Source organism: Nostoc sp. NOS(2021), from assembly GCF_017115025.1.
Classification (GTDB): domain Bacteria; phylum Cyanobacteriota; class Cyanobacteriia; order Cyanobacteriales; family Nostocaceae; genus Nostoc.
The window spans coordinates 1-25,982 of the sequence record NZ_JABXKM010000338.1 but is presented as its reverse complement, the minus strand read 5'-3'; the positions used below and the strand labels follow the sequence as shown (position 1 = coordinate 25,982).

Annotated in this window: 19 protein-coding genes; 9 read left to right on the top strand and 10 right to left on the bottom strand. The window is 41.6% G+C overall.

Annotated features, from left to right (window positions below; translation table 11 throughout):
* Window positions 1-85: 85 nt before the first annotated feature.
* Window positions 86-673: a Uma2 family endonuclease gene (locus HWQ41_RS33025; RefSeq protein WP_292772285.1), complete on the bottom strand. Its 588-nt coding sequence runs from the start codon at window positions 671-673 to the stop codon at window positions 86-88.
* Between the two features lie 229 nt (window positions 674-902).
* Window positions 903-2,105 carry an AGE family epimerase/isomerase gene (locus HWQ41_RS33020; RefSeq protein WP_292772283.1) on the bottom strand — a complete coding sequence of 401 codons (1,203 nt, stop codon included), beginning with the start codon at window positions 2,103-2,105 and terminating at the stop codon, window positions 903-905.
* A 198-nt stretch (window positions 2,106-2,303) separates the two neighbouring features.
* Between HWQ41_RS33020 and HWQ41_RS33015 the strand changes: the two genes are divergently transcribed.
* Window positions 2,304-3,203, top strand: a complete 900-nt coding sequence (locus HWQ41_RS33015; protein ID WP_292772281.1) for an aspartoacylase — start codon at window positions 2,304-2,306, stop codon at window positions 3,201-3,203.
* On the opposite strand, the gene HWQ41_RS33010 is transcribed toward HWQ41_RS33015, so the two are convergent.
* Window positions 3,200-4,063 carry an Rpn family recombination-promoting nuclease/putative transposase gene (locus tag HWQ41_RS33010; RefSeq protein WP_292772279.1) on the bottom strand — a complete coding sequence of 288 codons (864 nt, stop codon included), beginning with the start codon at window positions 4,061-4,063 and terminating at the stop codon, window positions 3,200-3,202. The genes HWQ41_RS33015 and HWQ41_RS33010 overlap by 4 nt on opposite strands.
* Before the next feature lie 352 nt (window positions 4,064-4,415).
* Complete coding sequence (locus tag HWQ41_RS33005; RefSeq protein WP_292772276.1) at window positions 4,416-6,800, bottom strand: hypothetical protein; 2,385 nt, start codon at window positions 6,798-6,800, stop codon at window positions 4,416-4,418.
* Between the two features lie 576 nt (window positions 6,801-7,376).
* Between HWQ41_RS33005 and HWQ41_RS33000 the strand changes: the two genes are divergently transcribed.
* Window positions 7,377-8,546 carry a glycosyltransferase family 4 protein gene (locus HWQ41_RS33000; RefSeq protein WP_292772274.1) on the top strand — a complete coding sequence of 390 codons (1,170 nt, stop codon included), beginning with the start codon at window positions 7,377-7,379 and terminating at the stop codon, window positions 8,544-8,546.
* Window positions 8,547-8,739: 193 nt separating this feature from the next.
* Window positions 8,740-9,879 carry a glycosyltransferase family 4 protein gene (locus HWQ41_RS32995; protein ID WP_292772271.1) on the top strand — a complete coding sequence of 380 codons (1,140 nt, stop codon included), beginning with the start codon at window positions 8,740-8,742 and terminating at the stop codon, window positions 9,877-9,879.
* A gap of 180 nt (window positions 9,880-10,059) precedes the next feature.
* Here the strand turns inward: HWQ41_RS32995 and HWQ41_RS32990 are convergent, their stop codons facing one another.
* The gene (locus HWQ41_RS32990) at window positions 10,060-10,431 is read right to left on the bottom strand and encodes a hypothetical protein (RefSeq protein WP_292772269.1); all 372 of its coding nucleotides are present in this window, start codon (window positions 10,429-10,431) and stop codon (window positions 10,060-10,062) included.
* Between the two features lie 475 nt (window positions 10,432-10,906).
* On the bottom strand, window positions 10,907-11,176 hold the full coding sequence (locus tag HWQ41_RS32985) for a hypothetical protein (RefSeq protein ID WP_292720957.1): 270 nt from the start codon (window positions 11,174-11,176) through the stop codon (window positions 10,907-10,909).
* A 664-nt stretch (window positions 11,177-11,840) separates the two neighbouring features.
* Here HWQ41_RS32985 and HWQ41_RS32980 point away from each other — a divergent pair.
* Window positions 11,841-13,139 carry a sodium:proton antiporter gene (locus HWQ41_RS32980; protein ID WP_292772267.1) on the top strand — a complete coding sequence of 433 codons (1,299 nt, stop codon included), beginning with the start codon at window positions 11,841-11,843 and terminating at the stop codon, window positions 13,137-13,139.
* 169 nt (window positions 13,140-13,308) lie between these two features.
* On the opposite strand, the gene HWQ41_RS32975 is transcribed toward HWQ41_RS32980, so the two are convergent.
* The 4 genes from HWQ41_RS32975 to HWQ41_RS32960 all read right to left on the bottom strand — a co-directional run bounded on the left by HWQ41_RS32975 (window position 13,309) and on the right by HWQ41_RS32960 (window position 19,193).
* Window positions 13,309-13,698, bottom strand: a complete 390-nt coding sequence (locus HWQ41_RS32975; protein ID WP_292772265.1) for a hypothetical protein — start codon at window positions 13,696-13,698, stop codon at window positions 13,309-13,311.
* 437 nt (window positions 13,699-14,135) lie between these two features.
* Window positions 14,136-15,242: a saccharopine dehydrogenase NADP-binding domain-containing protein gene (locus HWQ41_RS32970; RefSeq protein WP_292772263.1), complete on the bottom strand. Its 1,107-nt coding sequence runs from the start codon at window positions 15,240-15,242 to the stop codon at window positions 14,136-14,138.
* A gap of 97 nt (window positions 15,243-15,339) precedes the next feature.
* Entirely contained in the window at window positions 15,340-16,872 is a 1,533-nt protein-coding gene (crtD, locus tag HWQ41_RS32965; protein WP_292772261.1) for a C-3',4' desaturase CrtD, read from the bottom strand.
* 176 nt (window positions 16,873-17,048) lie between these two features.
* The gene (locus HWQ41_RS32960; protein WP_292772259.1) at window positions 17,049-19,193 is read right to left on the bottom strand and encodes a pentapeptide repeat-containing protein; all 2,145 of its coding nucleotides are present in this window, start codon (window positions 19,191-19,193) and stop codon (window positions 17,049-17,051) included.
* Between the two features lie 1,054 nt (window positions 19,194-20,247).
* Here HWQ41_RS32960 and HWQ41_RS32955 point away from each other — a divergent pair.
* From HWQ41_RS32955 to HWQ41_RS32935, 5 genes are all read left to right on the top strand, one after another.
* Window positions 20,248-20,721, top strand: coding sequence for a DUF29 domain-containing protein (locus tag HWQ41_RS32955; RefSeq protein ID WP_292772257.1), 474 nt, complete (start codon window positions 20,248-20,250; stop codon window positions 20,719-20,721).
* A gap of 659 nt (window positions 20,722-21,380) precedes the next feature.
* Window positions 21,381-23,168, top strand: coding sequence for an aspartate--tRNA ligase (gene aspS, locus HWQ41_RS32950; RefSeq protein WP_292772255.1), 1,788 nt, complete (start codon window positions 21,381-21,383; stop codon window positions 23,166-23,168).
* 121 nt (window positions 23,169-23,289) lie between these two features.
* Window positions 23,290-24,462 (top strand): DNA cytosine methyltransferase, encoded by a 1,173-nt coding sequence (locus tag HWQ41_RS32945; protein ID WP_292772253.1) that lies wholly within the window; start codon window positions 23,290-23,292, stop codon window positions 24,460-24,462.
* A gap of 3 nt (window positions 24,463-24,465) precedes the next feature.
* Window positions 24,466-25,128 carry a restriction endonuclease gene (locus HWQ41_RS32940; protein WP_292772251.1) on the top strand — a complete coding sequence of 221 codons (663 nt, stop codon included), beginning with the start codon at window positions 24,466-24,468 and terminating at the stop codon, window positions 25,126-25,128.
* Between the two features lie 55 nt (window positions 25,129-25,183).
* Window positions 25,184-25,912, top strand: a complete 729-nt coding sequence (locus HWQ41_RS32935; RefSeq protein WP_292772249.1) for a Uma2 family endonuclease — start codon at window positions 25,184-25,186, stop codon at window positions 25,910-25,912.
* Window positions 25,913-25,982: the final 70 nt, after the last annotated feature.

The window sequence follows — 25,982 nt, the reverse complement described above, 5'->3', positions numbered from 1 at the left end:
GCTTTACTTTCTTGGCACTATAATATTGATTTAGCACGCTAAGTACGCAAGAACCACACTTATTTAGGCGATCGCACTCACAAAATTATTCACTAGCACCCTCTGGAAACAACCGACTCAAGTCTAATAAGGCATTTTCAAATCCAGGAATGGTTACTGACTGGTTAGATAGAGAAATCTGCTTGCTGAGATAGCTAAACTTGCTTTGAGCATTTTGATATGGCTGGCTATGACGCTCAAGTTGACGATCTGGCAAATTCACAATCCAGTAATGACAAATTCCGGCTTCTGCATACAATGACAGCTTGGTTGTTTGATCATAATCTATAGTTTTATCCGAAATTTCAATCACTAACAAAATATCTTCAGGATAGGGATGATGAGCAAGATAATCTTCATCTCTTCCTCGTGCAATCACAACATCCGGTTCAGGTTCACTTTGATTAGGAAGGGTGATCGGATCTTGTCCACGGATGACTGCTTGATCACCTAAAAGCCGATCCAATTGACGGCATAGGATAGAACTACAAACTGTATGAGGTGTTCCCTTTGCTGTCATTTGAATCAGTTCTCCTCGAATTAATTCAATATGATTGGCTTCTGTCAGAAATCCGAGTTCAATCAATCGATGGTATTCAGCGATCGTAAATCGCTTAGGTGTCACAACATTCATCGAATATCCTTTTAATGGCAATGATTCTACTTTTACTTGTACACTAAGGGACTGACAAATAAAAAAATATCCAATTATTTATTGTGGGATGGGCATCTTGCCCGCCTTTGGTTACTGGGCGGGCAAGATGCCCACCCCACAAGTAGTAATTTATTTCTTGGAAATCCCGTTCAAGCTGTCGTTACCATAGCTTAAATTGTGGTTATGAACATGAATTTTTGCAACAAGTCTATTGCAAAGGAGTAGCGATCGCCTCAAATTGCTGCCAACAAAGGTACAATGCACGCGGTACGTGAAAACATCCTTTCCATTTGCCACCTTTAAGGTTCAACAATACTTCTCCACGCCGATTGAGATAGCCAAACCACTCACCGTATTCTGAATCAGCAAAATGTGACCAGGCGTAATCGTGCATCTTTTGATACCATTCCCAACACACCTCACGACCTGTCAAGCGATAGCCCATCGCTAATGCAACCAAAGACTCTAGGTGAACCCACCACAGCTTTTGATCCCATTCCAATTGTTGTGGGGGATGACCGTCTGCATCCATAAAGTAATACAATCCGCCATACTCGGTATCCCAAGCAAAATTTAGGATATTTAGCACCACATCAACGGCTTGGTTAATAGTTTTAGTATCGTTTTGGCGACGCGCGATATCCATGATAAACCACATCGCTTCGATACCGTGACCTGGGTTAATCAGCCGTCCCTCAAAACAATCTATGTGGGAACCGTCAGGGGCAACGTTTTCGTACATTAGTCCCCGTTCTGGGTCGAGAAAATCGGTCATCACTTCGCGGACAGTCTCAGCTAAAACATTCTCTAGTGTTTCTTTTGGCAGCAACCATTCCATTTCTAGAGTCAGGTTGGCTAAAATCATCGGTACAGCCAATGATTTCATCGGGCGTGTGTCGGGATATGTTTTATTATATTTGCCCTTGGGGTTGTCTTTGCGGCGTAATACGTTGTTATAAGCTTGCATTGCCACATCCTTTGCCCATTCTTCGCCGCCAGCGAGTGCATATTGACTAAATGCCATCGCCGCAAAGCAATCAGAAAAGATATTGTAAGGCTGAACCAGTGGTTTCCCTTCACGGGTGAGGGCAAAGTACCAGTTACCATCACTATCTCTGCCATGTTGGGCGAGAAAATTAGCGCCATTGCTGGCAATTTTCAACCAGTTTTCGCGTTTTTCTAGCTGGTTGTAAAGCATGGAAAAAGTCCACACCTGACGGTTTTGCAACCAGATGAATTTGTCTGTATCATAAATTTGTCCCTGGCGATCAAGACAGGTGAAATAGCCGCCTTGCTGCCAATCGAGGGAGTATTTTTCCCAAAATGGGAGTACGTCGTTGAGGAGAGCGTTTTTGTAAAGTTCAGCGTAGGCGTACCCCGCCGGAGGCATCGCTTGAAAATCATACCCCATAAATTTCCTCCCCTTTTATGCCAAAACCAACAGCTTAACAGTTATCATATTTTGGCTCGAACATGGATCGGCAGCTACGCCCGTCGTAGACATCGCGTCAGTCTTTTACAAGATTTAGTCAGCAGCAGGTATACTTCTATCTTGTATCTTGCACCATTCTCAATAACCGCAGGGTAGTTTTTTAGATATGAGGTTGTTATGAGTCAGATTGAACGAGTTGCGATCGTTGGAGGAAATCACGGTAATGAGTTAACAGGAGTACATTTAGTCAAAAAGTTTCAGCAGTATCCTAATTTAATCAATAGATCAAGTTTTGAAACTCTGGCATTACTTGGCAATCTCAAAGCTATTGAAGAAGGCAAACGATACATTGATAAGGATTTAAATCGTTGCTTTACTAATGAAGGCTTACAAAATCCCCAACTCTCAAGTTATGAAGATACGCGGGCGAAAGTAATTCAACAGATATTGCAACCGCAAAATCAGCCCTTTGTGGATGTAATTGTTGATTTGCACAGCACAACTGCCAACATGGGGTTAAGTCTGATTTTTTGTGATATGCATCCTTTCTTACTTCGGTTAGGCGCTTATTTAAGTTCTATCAATCCGATGGTAAAAGTTTTTGTTAATCAACAATCTAGAGAAGGTGGTTTTCTCCGTTCTCTGTGCGAATTGGGTTTTGTTATAGAAGTTGGTGCTGTGGCTCAGAATGTTTTAAAGGCTGAATTGTTTCAGAAAACAGAGCAGCTTATTTATGCAATTTTAGACTATTTTGAAGGGTGCAACCAAGGTAATATTCCGCAGACAAACAGCCAGCTTACACTCTATCAATACATTGGAACTGTCGATTATCCTAGAAGCGATGCCTACGGCGGGCTGCGCCTACGTGGAGAGATTCAAGCCATGATTCATCCCCAGCTTCAGTTTAGAGATTATGAACCTCTGAATCCCGGTGATCCAATGTTTCTGACTTTTGAAGGAAAAGATATTTTCTATGAGGGAGCGTCTACTGTTTATCCTATTTTTATTAATGAGGCAGCTTACTACGAGAAAGGAATTGCCATGTATTTAAGTCAAAAGCAGGAAGAAGTAGTTTAATTTATTCGCCCTTGTAACCAAGATTGCAAATCAGCCAAGGTGGTAAAATCAAGCAGTGCATCGCTCAAATCTGCGAGAACAGGCAAAGATAAACCAGAAATGGAGGAGCGCATTTCCTCAGACAGTTCTCCAAGCCGCTTAGTCAATTGCCGAGAAATAGCATTAGCCATCGCTTCTCGCCCTTCTTCTAGTCCTTCTTCTCGCCCTTCTGCCTTAATTTCTTGGTAAACTCGCGTTTGCTGTAGTGTTATTCCCAGCATAGATTCAACCTCCGTTCTGCTTAATTGTTCAAACCTGTACATCATGATCGTCGTTACCATCTCTATTATGGCGCGACTCGCTGCTAATGGCACTTCTTGACGAGTTCTGGTTAACAAATACTTGGCTTCTTCTGGTGCTTGGTTTTGCTCAAGTGTAGTCAGTACCATCAACGCTACCCATAAAGGTAATTGGCGAATATTCCCCAATTCATCCAAATATACCCGATGCACTTGGTTACTATTGAGAAATCCCCGATGAGGGTAAATGTTACTTTGTTCAGTATTACGAGATGGATAAATTATAACTGCTTGCCAGTCGTTAAATCTGGCGCGGTTGCGGTAGAAATATAGTGAAGATTCAGCAAATACTCTTTCATAAAGCTGTTCATCTTTCTGAAACTGTACCTCACAGAAATATACAACTCCAGGAGTATCGCTTTCTGGTGGGAGAAATACCCCGTCAATTTCAAATTTGGGTTCCTTGACAGCTACCGAATCAAATCGATAAGCATCTGCATTGGTTGGGGGATTTGTCAATAGTTCAAATAAAAGAGTGGGGGATTGTTGAAACAGTTTGTAAAAAATTGAGTCTCGACGCATGGAGCATTCTATTTATTTCTTAAATATGCGATACATTTAATCACATATTCTTCTACATATAGCAATCCTGAATCATTTGTGAGAAACAAGATCCCCCACTTCTCAAAGAAGTCGGGGATCTGCGGCTTGCTTAAGCTTATAGTCATATTATGTCCGCTTGATTACTTATTAAACCCGAAGAACCCCACCCCGCCAAAGCTGCGCTTTGTCTCCCCTCCCCGCCTGCGGGGAGGGGATTAAGGGGTCTCCTCAAGTGGAGCATCTGGCGTGTGGGGTGCAATGACTATGGAATCATAACTAATTACCCGGACATGATATCAAAGCTGTGTTGTATCGTAATTGCTGTAACTACTCAACTTGCTAGGCGATACACAATCACTTTTCCTTTCCAATTTTCTTCCACAAATACCAGATACTCACCATTTGAACGACGAAAAGCGCGGATACCGTAGGGTATATCAATCCAGCCACTTTCGCTGCCAACTTCTGGGCCTGGTTTTAACTGTTGTACTTGCACTCCCGTCTTTGCATTGTAGACATATACCTCTGCGGTTTTAACTGTCACAGCGAATACATAATCTTTTGCCACACTTATCGCAGCTGTGGAAACTTCGCGTTTGCCGGTGCTGTCGTAAGGAATCACAACCCGCCACTTGGGAGTCCGATTTCCTTGACTCCAATTGTCAAAACGGGCAATCTCAGATCCAGCAACTCCGGTATCGTCGCCGAAGGCGGGGTGATCTACTGTGAAGCCTGACAAATACATGGTATCTGTTTGAGGGAAATATTCGAGCCGCCGCAAGTCGTTAAATATTTTGGGAGTAGTTTGCTTTTCCATCGAACTATAGCTGTAGATGGGGTTGCCTTTAGGATCTATTCCCTGTAAAGGATAGTGTCGGATAGCAGTACCATCTGGTGTTCGCAAAGCTTTCCAAACATCTCCTTTGCTGTCTACCCACCAGCCGCCGAGATAGGGATAATCTTTGCTGCGATCGTATTCGTTCTTTTCAAATTTACCATTACCGTTGCGATCGCGCCAGATCCATTCCCCTTGTTCTGGTTGATGCGGTGGCCAATTTCCGGTGAGAAATTTTTTATCTGCGCCATTGCTACCGACAAACATTCCGGCTGGGATAGCAACTTGGCCATCTGTGGCTGGATTAAAACGATATATTTGCAGAAAGCTGCTATACATATCTGTGAGGAACAAAAACGGCTTCCCTTGGATGCGGCGAACAAAGGTTCCATCTGGCGATGTATGCAGACGTGGATCTTGAGGATATTTGAAAGCATTTAAAGTGTAGCCTTTGTAAGTCCATTGCTTACCAGCAGGCTTACTGTAATCCATCAGATAGTGTTCTTGTTTGGTGAATAAATCTACACCATCAGTTTTAGGATCAGCATCTGCATTATCGACGAAAATCAATCCCAGCGATCGCCACAGCAGTTTTCCCGATGGCGAAAATTCCCGCAAATCTGTTCCTGATTTGTTGAAACCATCACTATTTATATAGATATTACCTGAAGCATCTGTACCGACTCCAGTAAGTCCATAAAGTTTCAAATCTCGAACTTCACCAGGAACTCCTGCATATATACCGCCCTTACTGCCGAAACTACCCACCTGCACCGGCTTATCTTTGATGTCATAAATCAACATTTGCTGACGTGGGCCATTTTCTGCCACTAACAGCTTACCTTGATGATCAATTGCGATCGCTGTTGGTTCGACGATATCTGCAATCTGTTGGGGCAATTGCTTTCCACTTTGGGAATAATGTATAATGTGTGCAGGATTACTACCATTTTTGCTTTGAATAATCCACAGATTTTTTTGTGAATCAATAGTTATTGCTCCCGGATTAGCAACGGTAAAGTTGCGGAGTTCCTTCATCGTGTCAGTATCATAGACACGAATGTGGTTAGTAGCAGAATCACTCACATACAACTCGCTTTCCACAGTTGCTAATCCAGTAATTTCGCTTTTAGTGCTGGTAATCAACATACTTTTATCCCAGCCACGCCCATTCGGAAACGGCGCAGGTTTTCCCGACAAGTCATAACGTCTAACGCAATGCCAACTTGTTCCTTCTGGTGGGTAATCTTCATTTATCTTACCCCTCGAACCTTGAGTCATGGCAAGATAAATATATTTACTATTTGCTGTTACCGCTTTGCCACCACCACGACTCCAACCGTGAGTATCCCCAATGGCACCAATAACCTTACCATCCTTATAGATTGCTGCCTCCATTCCCGCCTCATCCCAATGGCTGTTAGTATAAACTGTGCCATCAGATGCAACATACATTGCCTCAATATTGTTTTGTACTCGCAGATTTCCACTGCCAATAGTATTACCTATCCACGATGTTTTGTAGGTAAGCTTGGGGGTTGCAGTATTGTTTTCTACCCACAGATTTTCACTGCCAATAGTATTACTTATCGACGATCTTTTGTAAGTAAGCGTGGGTGTTTCAGTATTGTTTTGCACCCGCAGATTTTCACTGCTAATAGTATTACTTATCGACGATGTTTTGTCGGTAAGCGTGAGTGTTCCAGTTGTCGCCCAGTCTGTTGTAATTCCAAGGGTAGTAACAATGACTCCAACAGTCAGACTGAGTAAAAAATTTAAAGTTTTACTTCTTTGTAAATATCTAGTCTTAGATAATTTTTTGATGTGCTTATTTAGCTGGTAACGGAGTTTTCCTAACTGCGTCAGTAATTTATTTATCATATAAGTTTGAAGCTTTTAATTATTTATATACAAACATTATTTATAAAATCCGCACAAAATATAACTATTTTTAACTGGATAATATACAAGTCATTTAGGGAGAGGACATCTGATGATATATCAATAACAAATGTTCAAGATTAAAAATTTACTATTTACATAAACTTTATAAAAACCACATGGTTATTTAAAACTTCAGTTAATCTCTTAAAAAAGATTCTTTAATGTACTAATGGTTACTTTTTTTTCAATAAAGATAGTAAAAATTCATACAAAATCCTTTGAAAGTTATTGATTTATAGTGGTTTCTCCCTCTTCCTGTCTAGCATTCACCTTCCTTGACTGGTAAGTATCATATCTGTCCTAGTCAGTGTTATCTGGTTAATAAAAACACAGACTTTAATTCATTATTGACGTTGGCATATAAATAGTTTATAAATTGGTGTTCTATCAAAAAACTCTTATTGGTAATGTGTATTCGGAAATTCTAGTAATTCAGATTGGGATATAACAGGCTGTAGGGGCACAGCATTGCTGTGCCCCTACTGTTTTAATACATTTATAGGAAACACATCGATGGAAAATAAGCAAGAAAGTTTTGCGTCAGCATCTGCATCTATTCTCACTCTTGGATTAGGCTGGTTTCCTAAAAGTCCCGGAGGATTAGAAAGGTATATTTATGAACTAACTCATAAATTAGCAGCAAATCAAGACCAGGTTGAATTATGCGGAGTCGGTTTACCAGAGGCGGAAATAAATTCGCCAGTTAAGCTGACTAACTTGGCGAGTCCCGATAGTGCTATTTGGCAAAGATTATGGTCAATTCGCACTAACTTTCAGAAAACAAGAACCAACAAACCAGATGCTATTAATTTGCACTTTGCATTATACAGCTTTCCTATTTTAGATATTTTGCCAAAGGGAGTACCAGTTACTTTTAACTTTCATGGCCCTTGGGCTTCTGAGAGTCAGCAAGAGGTAGTTAATAAAAACCTCAGTCTTTTGATCAAGCACTGGCTAATAGAACAAAACACTTATAATCGCTGCGATCGCTTCATTGTTTTGAGCAAAGCATTTGGTAAAATTTTACATCAAAAATATCAAGTACCGTGGAGCAAAATTAATGTTATTCCTGGTGGAGTTGATATTAACTGGTTTCAACCAAATTTATCACCCCAGGAGGCTTGTGCAAAGCTAGGCTGGCCTAGTAATCGCCGTATCTTATTTACATCACGCCGCTTAGTACATCGAACAGGAGTTGACAAACTATTGCAAGCTATGGCTATAATTAAGCCCAGAATACCAGATGTTTGGCTAGCGATCGCAGGTCGTGGTCACATCCAAGCTGCACTACAACAACAGGCTACAGAGTTAGGACTAGACGACAACGTTAAATTTTTAGGTTTTCTACCTGATGAGCAATTACCTATAGCTTACCAAGCTGCTGAATTGACTATTATGCCAAGTCAATCTTTTGAAGGATTTGGATTAGTAATAATCGAGTCTCTAGCCTGTGGTACTCCTGTTTTATGTACTCCAGTTGGGGGAATGCCAGAAATTTTATCAGAATTTTCACCTGATTTAATTACTACTTCAATCGAAGCCTCAGCCATTGCTGAAAAATTAGAACAAGCGCTATTGGGAAATATTCCCATACCTTCACGATCAGCCTGTCGCCAGTACGCCACCACACACTACGACTGGAATCAAATTGCCCAACAAGTACGGAATATTTTATTAGCTTAAACAAGTGAATGCAAGAAATGCTAGAGCATCGATTTAGTAATCAAAAACCTAACCCCCCCTTCCCTACTAGGGAAAGGGGAGCCAAACTCCCCTCTCCGTTTCGGAGAGGGGTTGGGGGAGAGGTTCTTTCACGATTACTGAATTGGTGTTCTAAGGGCGCTACGTGGGTCAAATTAGATAAAATAGAGGTTTAATGAGAATTCTTTTTCTAGACCAAAGCGGTAAACCAGGCGGTGCCGAATTATGTTTAATAGATATTGCTAAACCGTATGGCGATCGCGCTTTAGTAGGTTTATTTGCAGATGGGCCATTTAAACATTTACTACAGCAAAATCATATCCCAGTAGAAGTTCTCACAACTCAAGCAATCCAAGTTCGCAAAGAAAGCAGTTTGGTACAAGGATTAAAGAGTCTGGGACAACTTGCGCCTTTGATTACTAAGGTAGTTAAAAAAGCGCGTGAATACGATTTAATCTATGCCAACACTCAAAAAGCATTAGTTGTTGGAGCATTAGCAAGTTTTTTCAGTCGTCGCCCTCTGGTCTATCATTTACATGATATACTTTCCACAGAACATTTTAGCCAAACGAATCTTCGCATTGCTGTTAACTTAGCTAATCGTTTTGCATCATTAGTAATTGCTAATTCCCAAGCTAGTCAAACAGCCTTTGTGCAAGCAGGAGGACGCTCAGACATTATCGAAGTTGTCTATAACGGCTTTGATCCAAAAACTTATCAAACTAATGAGTCTGACATTAATAAATTACGGCAGCAGTTAGGATTGTCAGGAAAATTTGTCGTCGGACACTTTAGCCGTCTTGCACCTTGGAAAGGGCAGCATATTTTAATTGATGCCCTTGCCAAATGTCCGCCAGAAGTGACAGCAATTTTAGTGGGTGATGCACTATTTGGCGAACAAGATTACGTCCAAAAGCTACACCAACAAGTTACCAAATTGGGATTAGAAAACCGCGTCAAATTTTTAGGATTTCGTTCTGATATTCCCCAGTTAATGGCAGCTTGTGACTTGGTAGCACATACCTCTACTTCCCCAGAACCCTTTGGGAGAGTGATTGTAGAAGCAATGCTATGTGGAAAACCTGTAGTTGCAGCAAAAGCTGGCGGTGTAATGGAATTAGTAGAACATGGACTTAATGGTTTTCTAGTGACACCACGAGAACCCCAGGAACTTGCACAAGTAATTATTATCTGTTTACAGGAAACAGAAATAACTGCAACTATTGCCAATAATGCCAGAAGTACTGCTAGTCAGCGTTTTGACGTGGCAATTATTAATCAGCAAATTGCCCAACTACTGTCCCACAAATTATAATTACCTGGCTAATCTACAATCACCGATTTGGTTTACATAACCCTAGTACCGCAGGGCGGAATTCAAAATTCAAAATTCAAAATCCAAAATGAATACAGCGTAACCGTTTCATTGATTTTGAATGGGTGGTTTATTTACGCCGTGCTGTACTAGATTTAAATCTGGGGTTTATGGGTGTGATTACAAACCAACTAATTCACGAGATTCAAAATCAGAGAGTTGTTGAGCGATGGCTAATCTTGCTTCCAACTTAGCTACACTAAACTGATTACGCAGATATTCCAAATGAGCGATTGCATTTGCTTTATCGACAGTTAATCGAATTTGGGTGTCTATTGACTTTTGATATTCCTGATTCACAAGCAGTACCTCAAAGCGGCGAGCCTTGCGTTGAGCATCATTTTTCAAATCCATCTCAAAGGCGGCGGTGCGGTCTGCATTGCCTTCAAATCGGTTAACTTGGTACTGCACTGCCATCAACTGAGAGTCTATCTCATTAGCCCGTTGGGCAGCTTGTGAAATCGCACCTGGATAATGACTCAGTTGCATCATTTAATAATTTTCCTCTCAGGTCAAGAATGTAGTGTTTAAGTATAAGACCAACCCTTGAATCTCTTTTCCAGAAGGCTGTCACAGAGCAGTTTTACACTTAACTAAGCTTAATGGACGCTATATATATTATAGCCCAAATGTACTGAATTAGGGGAGAAAAAGCGATGTCTGAGGTGCAGGGATAGCGATCGTTATCCACTAGTTATTTACAGTCGCTTGACTGAATTTTAGCGTAAATGAAGTTCAAATAAACTCTCAACAAATTTTAAATTAGACCCTCATATTTATATATACTCTGTATCAGACAATTGAGTTTTTGAAATTAGCTTTAAACAAGGCCATTAATTTTCCGTTCTAAGATTAAGTCCGCCCATATACTCATGATTCCGTTAGCCGTCAGACTGAAGTCTGCGGCTACACGAAGTAAGCCTGCTGATGCAGGCTAATTATTTTCTGCTAAACTCTGCACTGTAGCTCAAGCCACTTCCCGCAGTTGTGGTTGTGACGGCACACTCACCTCTGGAAATGAAAGCGAGAGTTGTTCGGCTTGAGGTACCGCCGCTTGCTGCAAAACTTGAACTTCGATATTCACGCTGACCAAATAACTGCCTGTATCAGCACCAACCGCTTCAGCAATTAATTTGGCAATGTCTGGGCGTTTGGCAGTCAGCGGATCACGTAAAATACACCGATCCCATTCATGCTTGGCAGTCGGATTGAGGTTGAGAATGTAATGCTTCATCATCGAACTAACCCTTGAATCCATCTTCCAGAAGGTTTTCACAGAGCCGTTATGCATTTGGCTAGGCTTTGTGGACGCTATCTATATTATAGTATATTTGTACTAAAAGTGGCGATGTCGGAGTGAGAAAGTAGGGAAGATAGACCATTAGTATGAGCGTACAGGCGTGCATTAGCGATATTCCCGTGTTACATGCGATTGTTTTAGGGGCGAATGGCACTAAGTTAAGATACAGCCCTTGCCCTGACTGGTTAAGAGCCTAGAAGCTCTTAACCCATCCTGGCGGGCTGTCGCCTCCAGTGGCTTGACCAGAGGCAGCAGCCCTCTTTTAAATACATTCCCAGTCTTAAGACTGGGAACGAGGCGACACAAGCCTTTGGGCTTTACAAGCGTGCCATTCGTTTTAGGGGCTGTGTTTGAATCCAGACGCGAGAATTAAAGCGCGATGCCTACGGTGGTGAATGAGCTTTGTCGTTGGCGCGGCCTCTCGTAGAGAAGTGCGGGCAAAGCCAAAGCCAAATTTATCTATATCCCTTCTTCTCCAATTGAGTGGCGGGTCTGAATCCCCAATCCCTAATCCCAAAAAATCTGCCCATAGGTTATTTATAATACAAAGCTATTGCAACTAAGCTTACAAAGCAACACCTAATTTTATATAAATCGCTATATGGTAGATATCTATATTATTGACTTATTTGTGATTGGTCTACTTTTGCTGATCGTCACATTAGGGTCAGGTTGGATTGCTCGCTTACCTCTTTCTTTTGCCATTATCTACCTACTAGTTGGTATTTTTCTAGGCCCTTACGGCTTAGGGCTGGTTCAATTACGTCGAGATGAAGTTTTCAACGCCGAACTGCTGGAGAGAATAACAGAACTTGTAGTAATTATTTCTGTATTTAGCTGCGGCTTAAGAATTGTTCGTCCTCTAAGGTTGGGGGTTTGGGATATTACGGTGCGATTGATTGTATTTCTGATGCCAATTTCAATTTTTGCTCTGGCTGCTGTGGGTAAATTGTTTTTAGGGATGAATTGGGGAGAAGCAATTTTATTAGGAGCAATTCTTGCACCTACCGATCCAGTATTAGCATCAGAAGTACAATTGACCAGTACAAATGACCAAGATGAGTTGAGATTTGGTTTAACTTCTGAAGGTGGGTTAAATGATGCTTTAGCTTTTCCCTTCGTTTATTTTGGCATTTATGCGTTAAAAGATGACAACTGGGGCAACTGGTTTCAAAAGTGGATTACAGTTGATTTAATTTGGGCGATCGCAAGTGGTATTGTGATGGGAATTGTTGTTGCCAAATCTATAGTTTGGATTGAACAAAAAATTCAAAAACGCCGTGCTGCCGATAAGTTAATGGAAGACTTTATTGCTATCAGCACAATTTTACTAACTTATTCCTTAACAGAAATGGTGAATGGCTATGGATTTTTGGCAGTATTTGTTGCTGGGTTAGTTGTGCAACGCAGTTACAGAAATCCTGAAAAACCGCTAGCAGAATTAGAATTTGTTGAGCAAGTTGAAAAGCTGCTGGAAGTTGGAACAATTTTACTATTGGGTTCAATATTGTTATTGCAGCCAATGCTCAATTATGCTATGCAATCTTTGTTAGTGATAATTTTGTTATTCTTGATTATCAGACCTCTAGGAGTTTGGATTAGCACAATAGGTAAACGTCCTCTAGACTCACACCGCCGAACCTTGCACCCAGCAACTCGGTGGTTATTTGGATGGTTTGGCATTCGCGGTGTTGGTTCTTTATATTATTTAGCCTATGCGTTTCGTCATGGCTTAAAAGGTGAAGCAGCCGAACAAATTGCTTGGATAACTTACACTACTATTGTAGCTTCGGTGATTGTGCATGGAATTAGTGCAACTCCATTAATGAAGTGGTATGAGCGCAATTTTGCTAATCAGAGAAACGCTACTCCTCCCACCACAATAGATGAATTTGAGTAAAAGCAATTTTTGTAGCGTAACGCACCATCAACAATTTAAGGTGCGTTAGCCTTTGGCATTACACACCCGACAATTTAATTTTATAAACCTGACTCCAAACCGGAGACAGCCTTTGAGTCTTATTCCCCTTCCTTTGTCGGGAAGGGGTTGGGGGTTAGGTTTATATTTCCTATTTACCTGTCACCTTTTCAATAACTTCTTTCGCTTTTTCACCAAAACTTTCTGGGGGATTTTGTTCTTTCTCAGCCTTCAAATTCCTTTCGTAAGCCTTTTCTATAGTATTAAGGTTTTTTGAATCTTTTATTGCTTCCTCATAAGCTTCTTGTCGTTTTTCTTCTTGAACGCCAACACCTGGGTCATATTCATTAGCACGATTAAGTTTTTCTTCAGAATTTGGTTTATACTCTGGAGGTATTAGCTTTAATTCTTCAAGAGTAGTTGCATAACTAGCTTGCTGAACGAAAATGAAGGAACCTGACAAGCCGATAAAAACCATTAAGCCAACAACCAAAAAGCTTGAACGTAATGCTTGCTTTAAAGTTAATAAAATTTTTTGCACGAAAAAACCCTCCTATTTTTCTGTTATGAGCCTTGGTAATATATTCAATATTTAAGGCTCACAGGCATCCTAAATGTTTAGGTACAGTTCTTCCTTCTACCGCAGGGTATATTAATTTTTACCTATAGTTCAGTTAATGCTATCTGAATCTTTTAGGATTTAGCACTACCTAGATTTTTATAATAGTCAAGTTGTCGTGCTTACTGACATCCCGCCCAGAACTTCAGTTCTGGGCTAATAGCTCAAGTCCACTCAAGTGGACTGAAATTTTCACTTGATTATATAGCGGTTCTCAATTGCATAGAATACAAACCATTTGTAAGGGCACAGCAATGCTGTGCCCCTAGCCATATTGCATTTAAACGAGAACCGTGAGATTTTCAAATATGGATAATGATAAGCCCTTTAGCTTGCGTGTTTAACCCAAGAGTATTAAGCTACAACCAAGTGTGATTAATTTTAATTCCTCGGCTTTGCATTACCTCTTCAAATAAATTTGTTGGTAGTGCTTCTTCCACAGCAAAAACACCTGGTTTCTTGAGCTTACCTTCTAGCAATAATTGGGCAATACTACCTGTGCCGCAACCAGAAGCCACAGCTGTATTTTCATGCACTACAGTTGAACAATAAACGGCTGTTTCACCATTTTTTTGCCCTGTAACTTCTGAACGAACTGCTACCCCAATTCCACTAAAATTATTAGTGACATCTGTCATCGAATGGCTGACATGAGACAGAAATTCAATCATGTAACGACGCTGCATTAACCACTTGGGAAAAATGTGTGCCGCAATCCAAGTTAGGTGATTGTAAAAATCGGGAACAGAGCCAAACTTAGTAATTACAGTTTTAACTGATGGGAAGGCATGGGGTAGTGTAAAGGTTTCTGGCATATCAAACCAGTAAACTCCACTGCGTCCATAGGGAGATGGAAATTCAACTACTTCTCTTTCACTATAAGGCTTGATTACCTCCCATTTTCCATCTATCCAAGTCTCAAACGGATACTGCAACCCAAGGAAAGTTGTCCGCATGACTGTAATGCCAGCACCACCAGAACCCGAAACTAAATAACTTAAATGGATCTTTTCTGGTTGATCAAATTGTTCAACACCCTGACGTACCATGCTGTTAGAAATACCAGGAAAAATGCCAGTATTAATAATTGCTGTCACACCAGCAGCAGCAGCTTGTTGATGATATTTGAGAGCTTTGCTGGTATAGGAACGATGGTCGCTGACATCTAGATAATTAACGCCTTGAGAAATACAGGTTTCGAGAACATTAGTATCTCGATAGTGAAATGGCCCAGCACAATGGATGACTAAGTTAGAGTTTGCGATCGCATCTCGCAGCTTGTCAAGTTCTGCCAAGTCTAATACCAAAAACTGCACTTGTCCTCCCGAAGACAAGCTAACAGCCCTCCCAAACTCCGCAGAACGTCCAGTAATCGTAATTTGTGCCTGCGTATGGGTAGCTAGATCCTGAGCAACAGTGCTACCAATCCGCCCCCGTCCACCAAGAATTAAAACGCTGTCTGTCATTACTCCAGATTAGCAAGACTAATCTTATTTCATCAGTTTTCTGTCCCGTTTGTCATCAGTTACAAGTATGACTTGGCTGCTAAGGAAGAAGGACTTTTCAATGACTGGTAGTTGATAAGTTTTGCGCCTCAATTTGCCTGACTACCGTTAGCGCCGAATAACTCACTCCAGCAGTACCTTCCCCTGGATGGGTGGAGTCACCAACTAACCATAGATGCTCAATTGGTGTACGATTGGCGAACCCAAAGGGGCCAAAAGTCGGAATCCTTTGACCAATACCGCCAACTATACCGCGATCGCGGGCTGTAAAATGGGCAAAGGTGCGGGGTGTTGCGGCTTCTTGATGAATAATAGTTTCTGGTTTGAGATAGAAGTATTGGGCAAGACGAGCGATCGCTTGCAGGGTATACTTTTGTTTGAGTCCTTCATAATCATCAGTCTGCCACCACGGTGTCGGGTCTACGAATGAAGAAGCGATAATTGTCGCTTTCCCCTCCGGTGCGCGACCGTCTCCAGGATGACTAACGGAAACAAATAGGGAATTATTCTCGCCAATGGGGCCATTGACATCGTACATAAATTGTAGGTGGGGAGGGCATCCAGGCGGAATAGCGCTGGCATCTACACCCAAATACACTACAAAAGCGCCCGATGCTTGCGGCAGTTTTTCTACCCGATTTTGATAACCAGATGGCGCTTGTTCTCCCAATAACTGCACCAAGTTTTGCACGGTGACGTTAGTAACTATGTGGTCGGCTGCTTCTGTCCAGACTTCGCCAGTTTTCTGATTTCTAATCACTACAGCAGTAGCTTTGCCATTCTCTACTTTGATTTTTTCTACAGTGTGGCGCATCAACAATTTACCGCCATCTCTTTCTAAGGATTGTACTAGGCGATCGCTTAATATTTGCATACTTCCCTGGAGGTGAAACAATCCTTGGGGCAGTTGGGATACACTCAACGCTGTTGCGGCATAAAGTAATGCTGTCTGTTCTGCATCCACCTGGGAGTATAGCTTCAGTTGCAAATCCAAAAAAGTCCTCAGTCGTCGGTCATTTCCCAGTCCACATAACCGTAAAGCGTCTCCTACCGTCAACAAAGTGAAGGGTACGGTAATTAATGTACTGGGACGTACCGCTTGCGTTAGCTGCCACAAATCCCATAAATTACGTGGTGGTAGCACCGGATCGCGTCCTTGAAATTCCCAACTGGCATTAAATAAAGTTGCCATCAATTGCCAAAAAGGTTCGCTACCGGGAAACTGTTTTTGTCGTTCCTCTTGCCATTTCTCTTGGTCGCGCCAGATATTAATCGGTGTGCTTTCCCCAGGTAAATACACCGCACAAGCCGGATCACAAGGCGTTGCTTCCGGCAAATCTATTGACAATTCTGAGAAAATGCGGTGGTGAATTCCCCCTGGTTCCAACCCCGCAACCTGAGTTGCTCCCACATCAAAGGTAAATCCCTGCCGTTTAAATGTCGAAGCACAGCCACCTGGTACGAGGGCTTGATCCAAAATTAAGACGCTGTAACCTTTATGAGCTAATAATGCCCCAGCAGTCAATCCACCTATTCCCGCACCGATAACGACAACATGAGAGTTACTTTTGTCAAGAGAAATGCTGGACATTGATTAGTTTCTTTAAAATTCTTAATACTTTTACTTATAATTTTATCTTATTCTCAAAGTTAAATACAGACCTAACCCCCAACCCCTTCCCTTGTAGGGAAGGGGAGTAAGATTCAAAGCCTCTCTCCTTTTAGGAGAGAGGTTTGGAGAGAGGTCAAAGTTGTATTGCAAAAGGATCACCCTAAACCCAGGAAAGTTGAAATCAACGGCAATAGATTGCTGCACTGTTCAACCAACTTTGTGGCACTGGGTAAACTAGCGATCGTCCCTTTTAAAATCTTTATAGCCGTTTTCCCCGCCTTTTGCATTCCCCCTTCTTGGGGACTTTTCCCCACTTCTGCTAAGGCTTTCACTTGCTCTAATGCGTCAGCTTTATCTTCTGGCGGTAAGTTTGTATCAGCCTCAATTGCTGCTTGCAATTGCGTCAACAATTCCTTAATTCCCGGTTTATCAGGTTCGGGAGACGCTGCTAACTCGTTGATAGTATTTGTTACCGTACCACTGATGTCACCCAAATTTAAAGCTTGTCCACTAGCATTAAAATCTCTGCCAACACTGCCAATTTCAATTTTGCGGCTGGCATCATTGCTGTTAGTCATATTTTTATTCTCTACTTTGTTGTCAACTTGAACATTAATCGGCTTATTCGCTAATAATTTTACAATCTCTGCCATTTCTCCACTTGTTTGGCGATAAATGACTATCTGTTCATCTTTAGCTTGTAATTGTGCTTTATATTTTTCTTCTACAGCTTGCAGTGCCAGTTGATAATTTTGCGTAAAATCGCTATGAATCTTTTCTTTATCAACATCAAAAGGTACACCGACTTTAACGACAACAACGCCGTCACCTTTATTTTCAATACTCTGTAGAGCTAATTCTGTCCCTTCATTTTGGTCTTGTACTGTTTGGAAAGCATTAACAAAAGCTTTCCAGTCTATGCCATCGCGGAAAATTAAATCGACAGTATTTAAGACTTCTTCAAAGAGCTTGCTAAATTCTCCTGGTTGAAATTCGCCACTACTGGGACGGCGTTCGCGGTCATCTGTTTCAGACTTTGGGTTTTCGAGAAGATAGATAAAGCGACAATCTACATTATCTAACTTGGTTGTACTTTCAATATTCCACGCTTCCACACAAGCACCTGTCATTTGAGCGCTGGTGAAGTTAGTACCTACAGCTTGAGCTAGAGTTAGGTTTGCCCGCTCTAAACAAGCACCTTGGAAGGTGGCTTCTGTAATATCAGCACCTTTTAAATTTGCTTCTTTTAAATCTGCACCGATGAGATTTGCGCCTTTTAAGTTAGCACCAGCATAAGATTTTTCTCTACCATTGCCAGTTACTAGCAAATTGAGAACACCTCGGTTAGCTAATATTAAGTTGTCTACTCTAGCAAAATCTAATTTTTTAGCTTCATAAAAACGAGTGCGTGTGAGGTTAGCCTTTCTCAAATCTGTATTTTTAAGAGTTGCACCAGTAAAATCAGCATCAGTTAAATCAGCATTACAAAAACTTGTACCACCTGTGGCTGCAAAAGCGATCGCAAATGAGCGAACCCAAGCTTCTTTTTCATCTCCAGCGAGACTACGCCAGCCAATGTAAGCACTAAATAATGTAAAGACTACGGCAAAGCCTCCGGTGAAAGCTACGGCAAAAGCTCCGGCTCCGGCTACAGCTGAGGCGAAGGCTCCGGCAAAGGCTACCGTCAAGGCTACAGCTACGCCTACGGCTACGGTTATAGCTACGATTACGGCAAAGGCTCCGGCTACGGCTCCGGTGAAAGCTACGGCGAAAGCTCCGGCAAAGGCTACGGCAAAGGCTCCAGCAAAGGCGACGGCGACGGCGACGGCGAAGGCTAAAGCAAAGGCGAAAGCTCCTGCTCCGGCTCCGGTAAAAGCTACGGCTCCGGCAAAGGCTACGGCAAAGGCAAAGGCGAAAGCAAAGGCTACGGCTCCTAAACCTGTTGTCAAACCCTTACTAATGGTAATAATCCAAAAAACCAGCATCACAATTAGGCAGACTATCCCCGCGATGAAGTTTGCAGTCCTTTGGGCTTCCGTGTTAAAAAGATATGCTATAAATACACCAAAAGTAATTGAGAAAAACCCTGATATTCCCGATAGCAGCCATGAGGACATAAGCAACCCAATAGTCCAACGTCGCTGTAGTCCAGCCTTAGTACCTGTGAAATCAGCATCTTTAAGAATTGCGTTGGTAAAATTTGCTCCTTTAATATCCGCCTTGCTAAAGTTTGCCCCAGTCAGGTTTTGACCTTTAAAAGAGCGACCTTGGAGATTTTGACCGGAGTAGTCTGGCGGCATAATTGCGTCAGCAAGAAGTTTTTAATGATATTTTATACAACTGTACTCTGCAATATTTCGGATTTTGGTAAAATAAGGAAAATACAAAAATTTTGGATGTAACACGCGGTATAGGCGCATAACTGTGCGTCCTTACCTTTGAATGCTTAAGGTGTCATCAGCAATATTGAAGTTGGTGTCACCATATTTAAGCTGTAGTTATCAAGGTTGCAACTGTAGCTGTCTAACTCGTGACGGGAGCGGTCTAACTCGTGGCGGGAGTGGTTCCCAAACTTATGGGAGCGGTCTACCTCGTAACGGGAGTGGTCTACCTCATAACGGGAGCGGTCTACCTCGTGACGGGAGCGGTCTACCTCATAACGGGAGCGGTCTACCTCGTGACGGGAGCGGTTCCCTAACTTATGGGAGCAGTTCCCTAACTTATGGGAGCGGTCTACCTTGCAACATTACTAACTAAGACCCAATTTGCTAGTTAATACAACTTACGCATTGACAGAAAATACCAAATATATGTGATGGAAAAAACCGGATCTGTCGTCAGGGTTTAGCATTGCTAAACCCCTACAGCGCGGATCTATTTACCATCAAAATAATGATTATAGGACTTACGCAAAACTACACGCTGTAGGGGCAATTCATGAATTGCCCCTACCTAAAAATCATTCTTTTCAGCTATTGTTTGCGTAAGTCCTGGATTAATCAAAGCCTGAAACAACCTATTTTGGTAAAAGGATACCATGATTAATTTGTACAGTGCGTAAGTCCCGGTTAACTAACAAAAATCCTCAAAGTCTTGTCCCTTCGCTTTTGTTCCGCTTGGGAATTTCTTGCAGGGCGGGTTAAGCTGTAACAAAAAAAATTATGAGTCAACCAGTCCAGTTTGTGTATGCTATTGGAAGGTTTCAACTCTGGAACTGTAACTGAGATGACTGCTCAAGATTGGAACGATGTTCGTCAGCCTGTGCGCGAAAGAATTGTTAAGCTTCAAGAGCAAAATCATCACTAAAAGCCTGCTCAAACTTCTCTGTTCACCGTTATTTTTTAGGATTGCTATATGAACAATCAACTCTACGAACAAGATTTCAATCTTTGGCGAGAAAGTATTATTGAACAGATTAAAGAAGATCGTTTTAATGATATAGATTGGGAGCATTTGCTTGTAGAATTAGAAGACATGGGAAAGTCCGATAAACGGTCATTTGTTAGTAATTTAACAATCTTGATTGCTCATTTAATCAAGTTAACCGTTCAATCTGATGCTCCAGAGATGATGAAAGCAAGCTGGTATAGTTCTGTCACCGAACATCGTTTCCGAGTAAACAAGGATTTGGAAGAAAATCCTTCTTTTAAGAACTATATTACTGAAGTCCTTTCTAAAGCCTATGCCGATGCTCGCAAGCTGGCAATTAAAGAAAGTAAAAAAGCTAAATTAGGAGTGAGAAAACCAACGGACGCAGAATATTCTCTCGATTGTCCTTTTCTGATAGAACAGTTATTAGATGAAGATTTTTATGGAGACAGTGATTAAAGAAGTCGGAAGTCGGAAGTCGGAAGTCGGAAGTACAGTTTTGTAAGGGGGATTTAGATCAGACAGACATACTTGCGGCTTCTCTTGTAGCCGGGGACTTAAACCCGCCAAAGTTTGTTAAATTTGTGGGTTGCATCAGCGATAATTGCTCGCAGCTACTCAACTACTCTAAAATTACATTACCCGACCAAACAAAAATCTCCAGATGACCAGAGAATTCAATGTCATTGTAGAACGCGACTCTAAAGGTTATTTTGTTGCCTCTGTGCCTAGTCTTGCTGGATCGCGTTGCGACCCAAGCCAAATCTCTAGACTAACTGATAGAGCGGATTAAAGAAGCTATTGAACTTTGTTTAGAGGTTGAACAAGAAAACGCCGAAGTATTGGAGTTAGGACTAGCCCTTTCAAGGTGACTCCTAAAATCTGTTTTTTTCTCTCTGATCTCTCTGTGCCTCTGCGGTTAAAAAGTAATTTATTTAACCACAGAGGCGCACAGAACACAGAGTAAAGAGATTAAAGAGGAATTTTTTGACCAAATAATGTTAGATCATTTGATTTTTTATTTCACCAGAACTACTACAATTACTATTGATGCTAGATAATGGGAAGGCTTTGACATTTTCTTGCCAATCTAGCCCAGACAAACAGAACTAACACTTATGCGAACTCACTATTGCGGCGAACTCCGAAAAGAACATATTGGAGAAACAGTTACCTTTTACGGATGGATAGACCGTCGCCGCGATCATGGTGGTGTGATATTTTTAGATTTACGCGATCGCTCTGGAATTGTCCAAATCGTCAGCGATCCGCAACGCACCCCAGATTCATATCAGCAGGCGAACGCCCTGCGAAATGAATATGTTGTTGAAATCACTGGTAGAGTAACACAACGTCCCGAAGAATCGTTGAATACCCGCATCCCAACAGGCGAGGTAGAAATCTACGCCGATAAAATTGAACTCCTGAATGCTGTTCGCAAACAATTACCTTTCCAAGTTTCCGTAGCTGACACCGAGACAGTGCGGGAAGACTTGCGGCTGAAATATCGTTATTTGGATTTGCGACGCGATCGCATGGCGCAAAATTTGCAACTGCGTCATCAAATTGTCAAAGCTATGCGTCGTTATCTGGAAGATTTGGAAGGTTTCATCGAAGTCGAAACCCCAATACTTACCCGTTCTACCCCAGAAGGGGCGCGGGATTATGTTCTACCCAGTCGCGTCAATCCTGGTGAGTGGTATGCTTTGCCGCAATCACCCCAGTTATTTAAACAATTGCTGATGGTATCCGGCTTAGACAGATATTATCAGATTGCCCGTTGCTTTCGTGATGAAGATTTACGCGCCGACAGACAACCAGAATTCACCCAGTTGGACATGGAAATGAGCTTCATGTCTCAAGAAGAAATTATCGAACTAAACGAGAAGTTAGTTTGCCATATCTACAAAACCGTTAAAGGTATTGAGTTACACCGCCCTTTCCCCCGTCTCACTTACGCTGAGGGGATGGAACGCTACGGTAGTGATAAACCAGATACCCGCTATGGTTTGGAATTAGTTGATGTCTCAGATATTGTCAAAGACTCTAGTTTCAAAGTCTTTCGGGACACTGTTACCAATGGTGGTATCGTCAAAATCCTCCCCATTCCCAACGGTAACGATGTAATTTCTAATGTCCGCATTAAACCAGGCGGCGACTTATTTAAAGAAGCCAGCGAAGCCGGTGCTAAAGGTTTAGCTTATATCCGCGTCAGGGATGATGGCGAAATTGACACCATTGGCGCGATTAAAGACAACCTCAGCGTTGAACAAAAACAAGAAATTTTGCGCCGCACAGGTGCAAAAGCTGGACATCTGCTATTGTTTGGGGCTGGTGATACTGCTACAGTTAATAAAACATTAGATAGATTACGGCAAGCGATCGCTAAAGAATTTGGCTTAATTGATCCAGAAAAAATCAACTTGCTATGGATTACAGATTTTCCGATGTTCGAGTGGAATGCTGACGAAAAACGTCTAGAAGCACTGCACCACCCATTTACAGCACCGCATCCTGATGATTTGAGTGACTTAAAGACTGCACGCGCCCAAGCTTACGACTTGGTACTCAACGGCGTAGAAGTTGGCGGCGGAAGTCTGCGGATTTATCAGCGAGAAATTCAACAGCAAGTTTTTGAAGCGATCGGTTTATCTCCTGAAGAAGCACAAAGTAAATTTGGCTTTCTCTTAGAAGCATTTGAATATGGTACACCGCCGCATGGTGGCATCGCTTACGGTTTAGATCGTTTGGTGATGTTGCTAGCTGGAGAAGAATCCATTCGGGATGTAATTGCTTTTCCGAAGACACAACAAGCGCGTTGTTTGTTAACAGATGCACCTTCGAGTGTAGATGCTAAACAGTTGAAAGAATTACACGTTGCTTCGACTTATAAACCAAAGTCTTAGTAAACTAAAGAATTGTCTAAGTAGGGTGGGCAATGCCCACCAATTACTTGAATTTAGAAAGCAAAGATAATGAATAATATACCTATTTGCCCACAGCCATAACTTGTTTCAAAATTTGTAGATGACAACAAACAAACTCAAAGCTTTAGAGCTTTTTGCGGGTATCGGTGGGTTTCGCCTGGGTATGGCAAATGCTAATATTCAAACAGTATGGGCGAATGATATTAACAAACTTTGCTGTAAAATTTATGAAAGTAATTTTGGCAAAGACTCAATTACTTTAGGCGATATCAACGAAATCTCCATCTTAGACATTCCCCATCACGATATTTTAACTGCTGGCTTTCCTTGCCAACCTTTTAGTCCTGCTGGTAAAAAACTTGGCGTGAGAGATAGAGTTAGGGGAACACTATTTGAACGCATTATAGAAATATTAGACCAGAAGCAGCCAAAATATTTCTTTTTGGAAAATGTCAAAAGACTTATGACAATGGAAAACGGCTATCATTTTAGATTAATTTTAAATGCGCTGTCTGAACTAGATTATTTTATCGAATGGCGAATAATTAGCCCATTGAGCTTTGGTATCCCTCAAAATCGAGATAGAATTTTTATCTTTGGCACTAAATTAAACTCAACAGATATAACACCTAATACTTTAGAAAAACTATCAGTCTTTTTAACTAAAGAAGACAATATTTTATTGCCAAACATCGAAGTCCCATTGGTAAAATATATGTTGCCAATCATGACGATGAAAAGTAAAAATGAGAATTGGGGAATTGCCTATAAAAATCAGATGTTCACTCAAAATATTTCGTCATTGCCTAATATCAAACCGAGAAAGAGGCTTCAGGATATTCTTCAGGATGAGTCAATGGTGGATACCCAGTTTGATTTTACTGCCGATACGCTAGAGCGGATTAAGCAAAGTAAGCCTGTAAATCGTTATTGTAATGGAGTTGAAATTTTGTACAACCAAGATGGAGGCGCGAGACTTGGTTATACTATCTTCGGAACTAATGGCATTGCATCAACATTGACCGCCTCAACATCAAGGCATTATGAACGTTACCAAGTAGGTGATAAATTTCGACGTTTAACTAATATTGAATATGCCAGACTTATGGGTTTTCCTGATGATTGGTGTCAAGTTGCCAGAATTTATGATCAATACGCATTATTTGGGAATGCTATTGTACCAGCTTGTGTAGAGTGGGTGTGCAAAAGAATCGGTCAAAGAAACTTTGAATTGAGTAAATCTGGTTGGCAACAATTAACTTTGGCTATTTAAAAAATGGAAGTGCTAACCTTATCCTCTCTCAAAACTGCTGCACGAGATTTTTGTGTTGTACTTGGCGCAACACCGATTCTTAATTTGTATGGCGTTACAGATGGCAAAGCAGTAGGAACCTATGTTGAGTTGACTTTTAATCAATATTTGTCTACCAAGTATGGATACACCCTTGGTAGTGCTGCTTTGGGAATTGATTTTCCCGGATTAGAAGTTGATTTAAAAGTGACATCAATTCGTCAACCCCAATCTTCTTGTCCCTTTCGGAATGCCAGTCAAAAGGTGTATGGATTGGGTTATCATCTGCTGATATTCGCATATGAAAAGATTGATGAGCATAGCTCTCGCAGTGCTAGTTTAAAATTCCAGAATGTCGTTTTTGTATCAAGAGAAAGAACTGGAGATTATCAAACCACCTACGGTTTAAAAGAAATCTTACGCCGTAATGGTAACAAAGAAGATGTAATAGCATTTTTAGAAGAACGCAACTTTCCAATAGAAGAAATTGGGCGTGAAATACTTGCAGAAAGAATTTTGCAGCAACCGCCAGAAATTGGCTACCTGACAATTTCTAATGCTCTACAGTGGCGGTTGCAATACAGTAGGATTATCCAGGTAGCAACTTCGACAACAACAGTAGGTGTAGAAAATCTACTGGTAGGATGAAGGAGATTAATGCAGCTGCCACAATAGAATTAAGCCGCTATCCCCAGACTTCTTTATGAGTGAATCTATCACCTTGACAGACGCTGGCTTATTACCAGAAGATTTGTTACCAGATGTTAGTCATTTGGTAACAGAGGACGATGAACCCTTGGATAATCTGCCGTCAGAAAAACAACAACGCCTACTGACAGAAACCCTTTACAGTTCTTGGAATGGCGCAAGTAATGCCCAAGGGTTTCTCGTGGCCGCCAATGTGGGGTTATTTACTACTGGTAAGCAACCGCCGATTGTGCCAGATGTATTTTTGAGCCTGGATGTACAAGTAGCTGAAAACTGGTGGGAAAAAAGACATCGCTCCTATTTCTTTTGGGAGTTTGGCAAACCGCCAGAGGTAGTAATTGAAATTGTCTCCAATCGAGAAGGCAATGAAACAGGGCGAAAATTATTAGAGTACGCCAGGATGCGGATAATGTATTACATTATCTTTGACCCAACTCGGCAACTTGGCGGTGAAGTTCTACAGATGTACGAGTTGCGAGGGCGACAATATATAGCTACGAGCGAGCAATGGCTGACTGAAGTTGAGTTAGGTTTATGTCTGTGGGAAGGCGTATATGAAGGTAAGCGAGATGTTTGGTTGCGGTGGTGTGACGCTGAAGGTAATGTAATTCCTACTGGTGCAGAACGAGCCGAACAAGAGCGGGAAGCGAAAGAAACTGCCCTGCAACGCGCTGAACGCTTGGCAGCACAGTTACGAGCCTTGGGTGTTGAGCCAGAAGTGTGAGGATGGGGAGTGGTGTGTGCGAATCGTTGGCTAGAAACTAAGATCCATTAGGGTCTGGAGGATTAGCCGC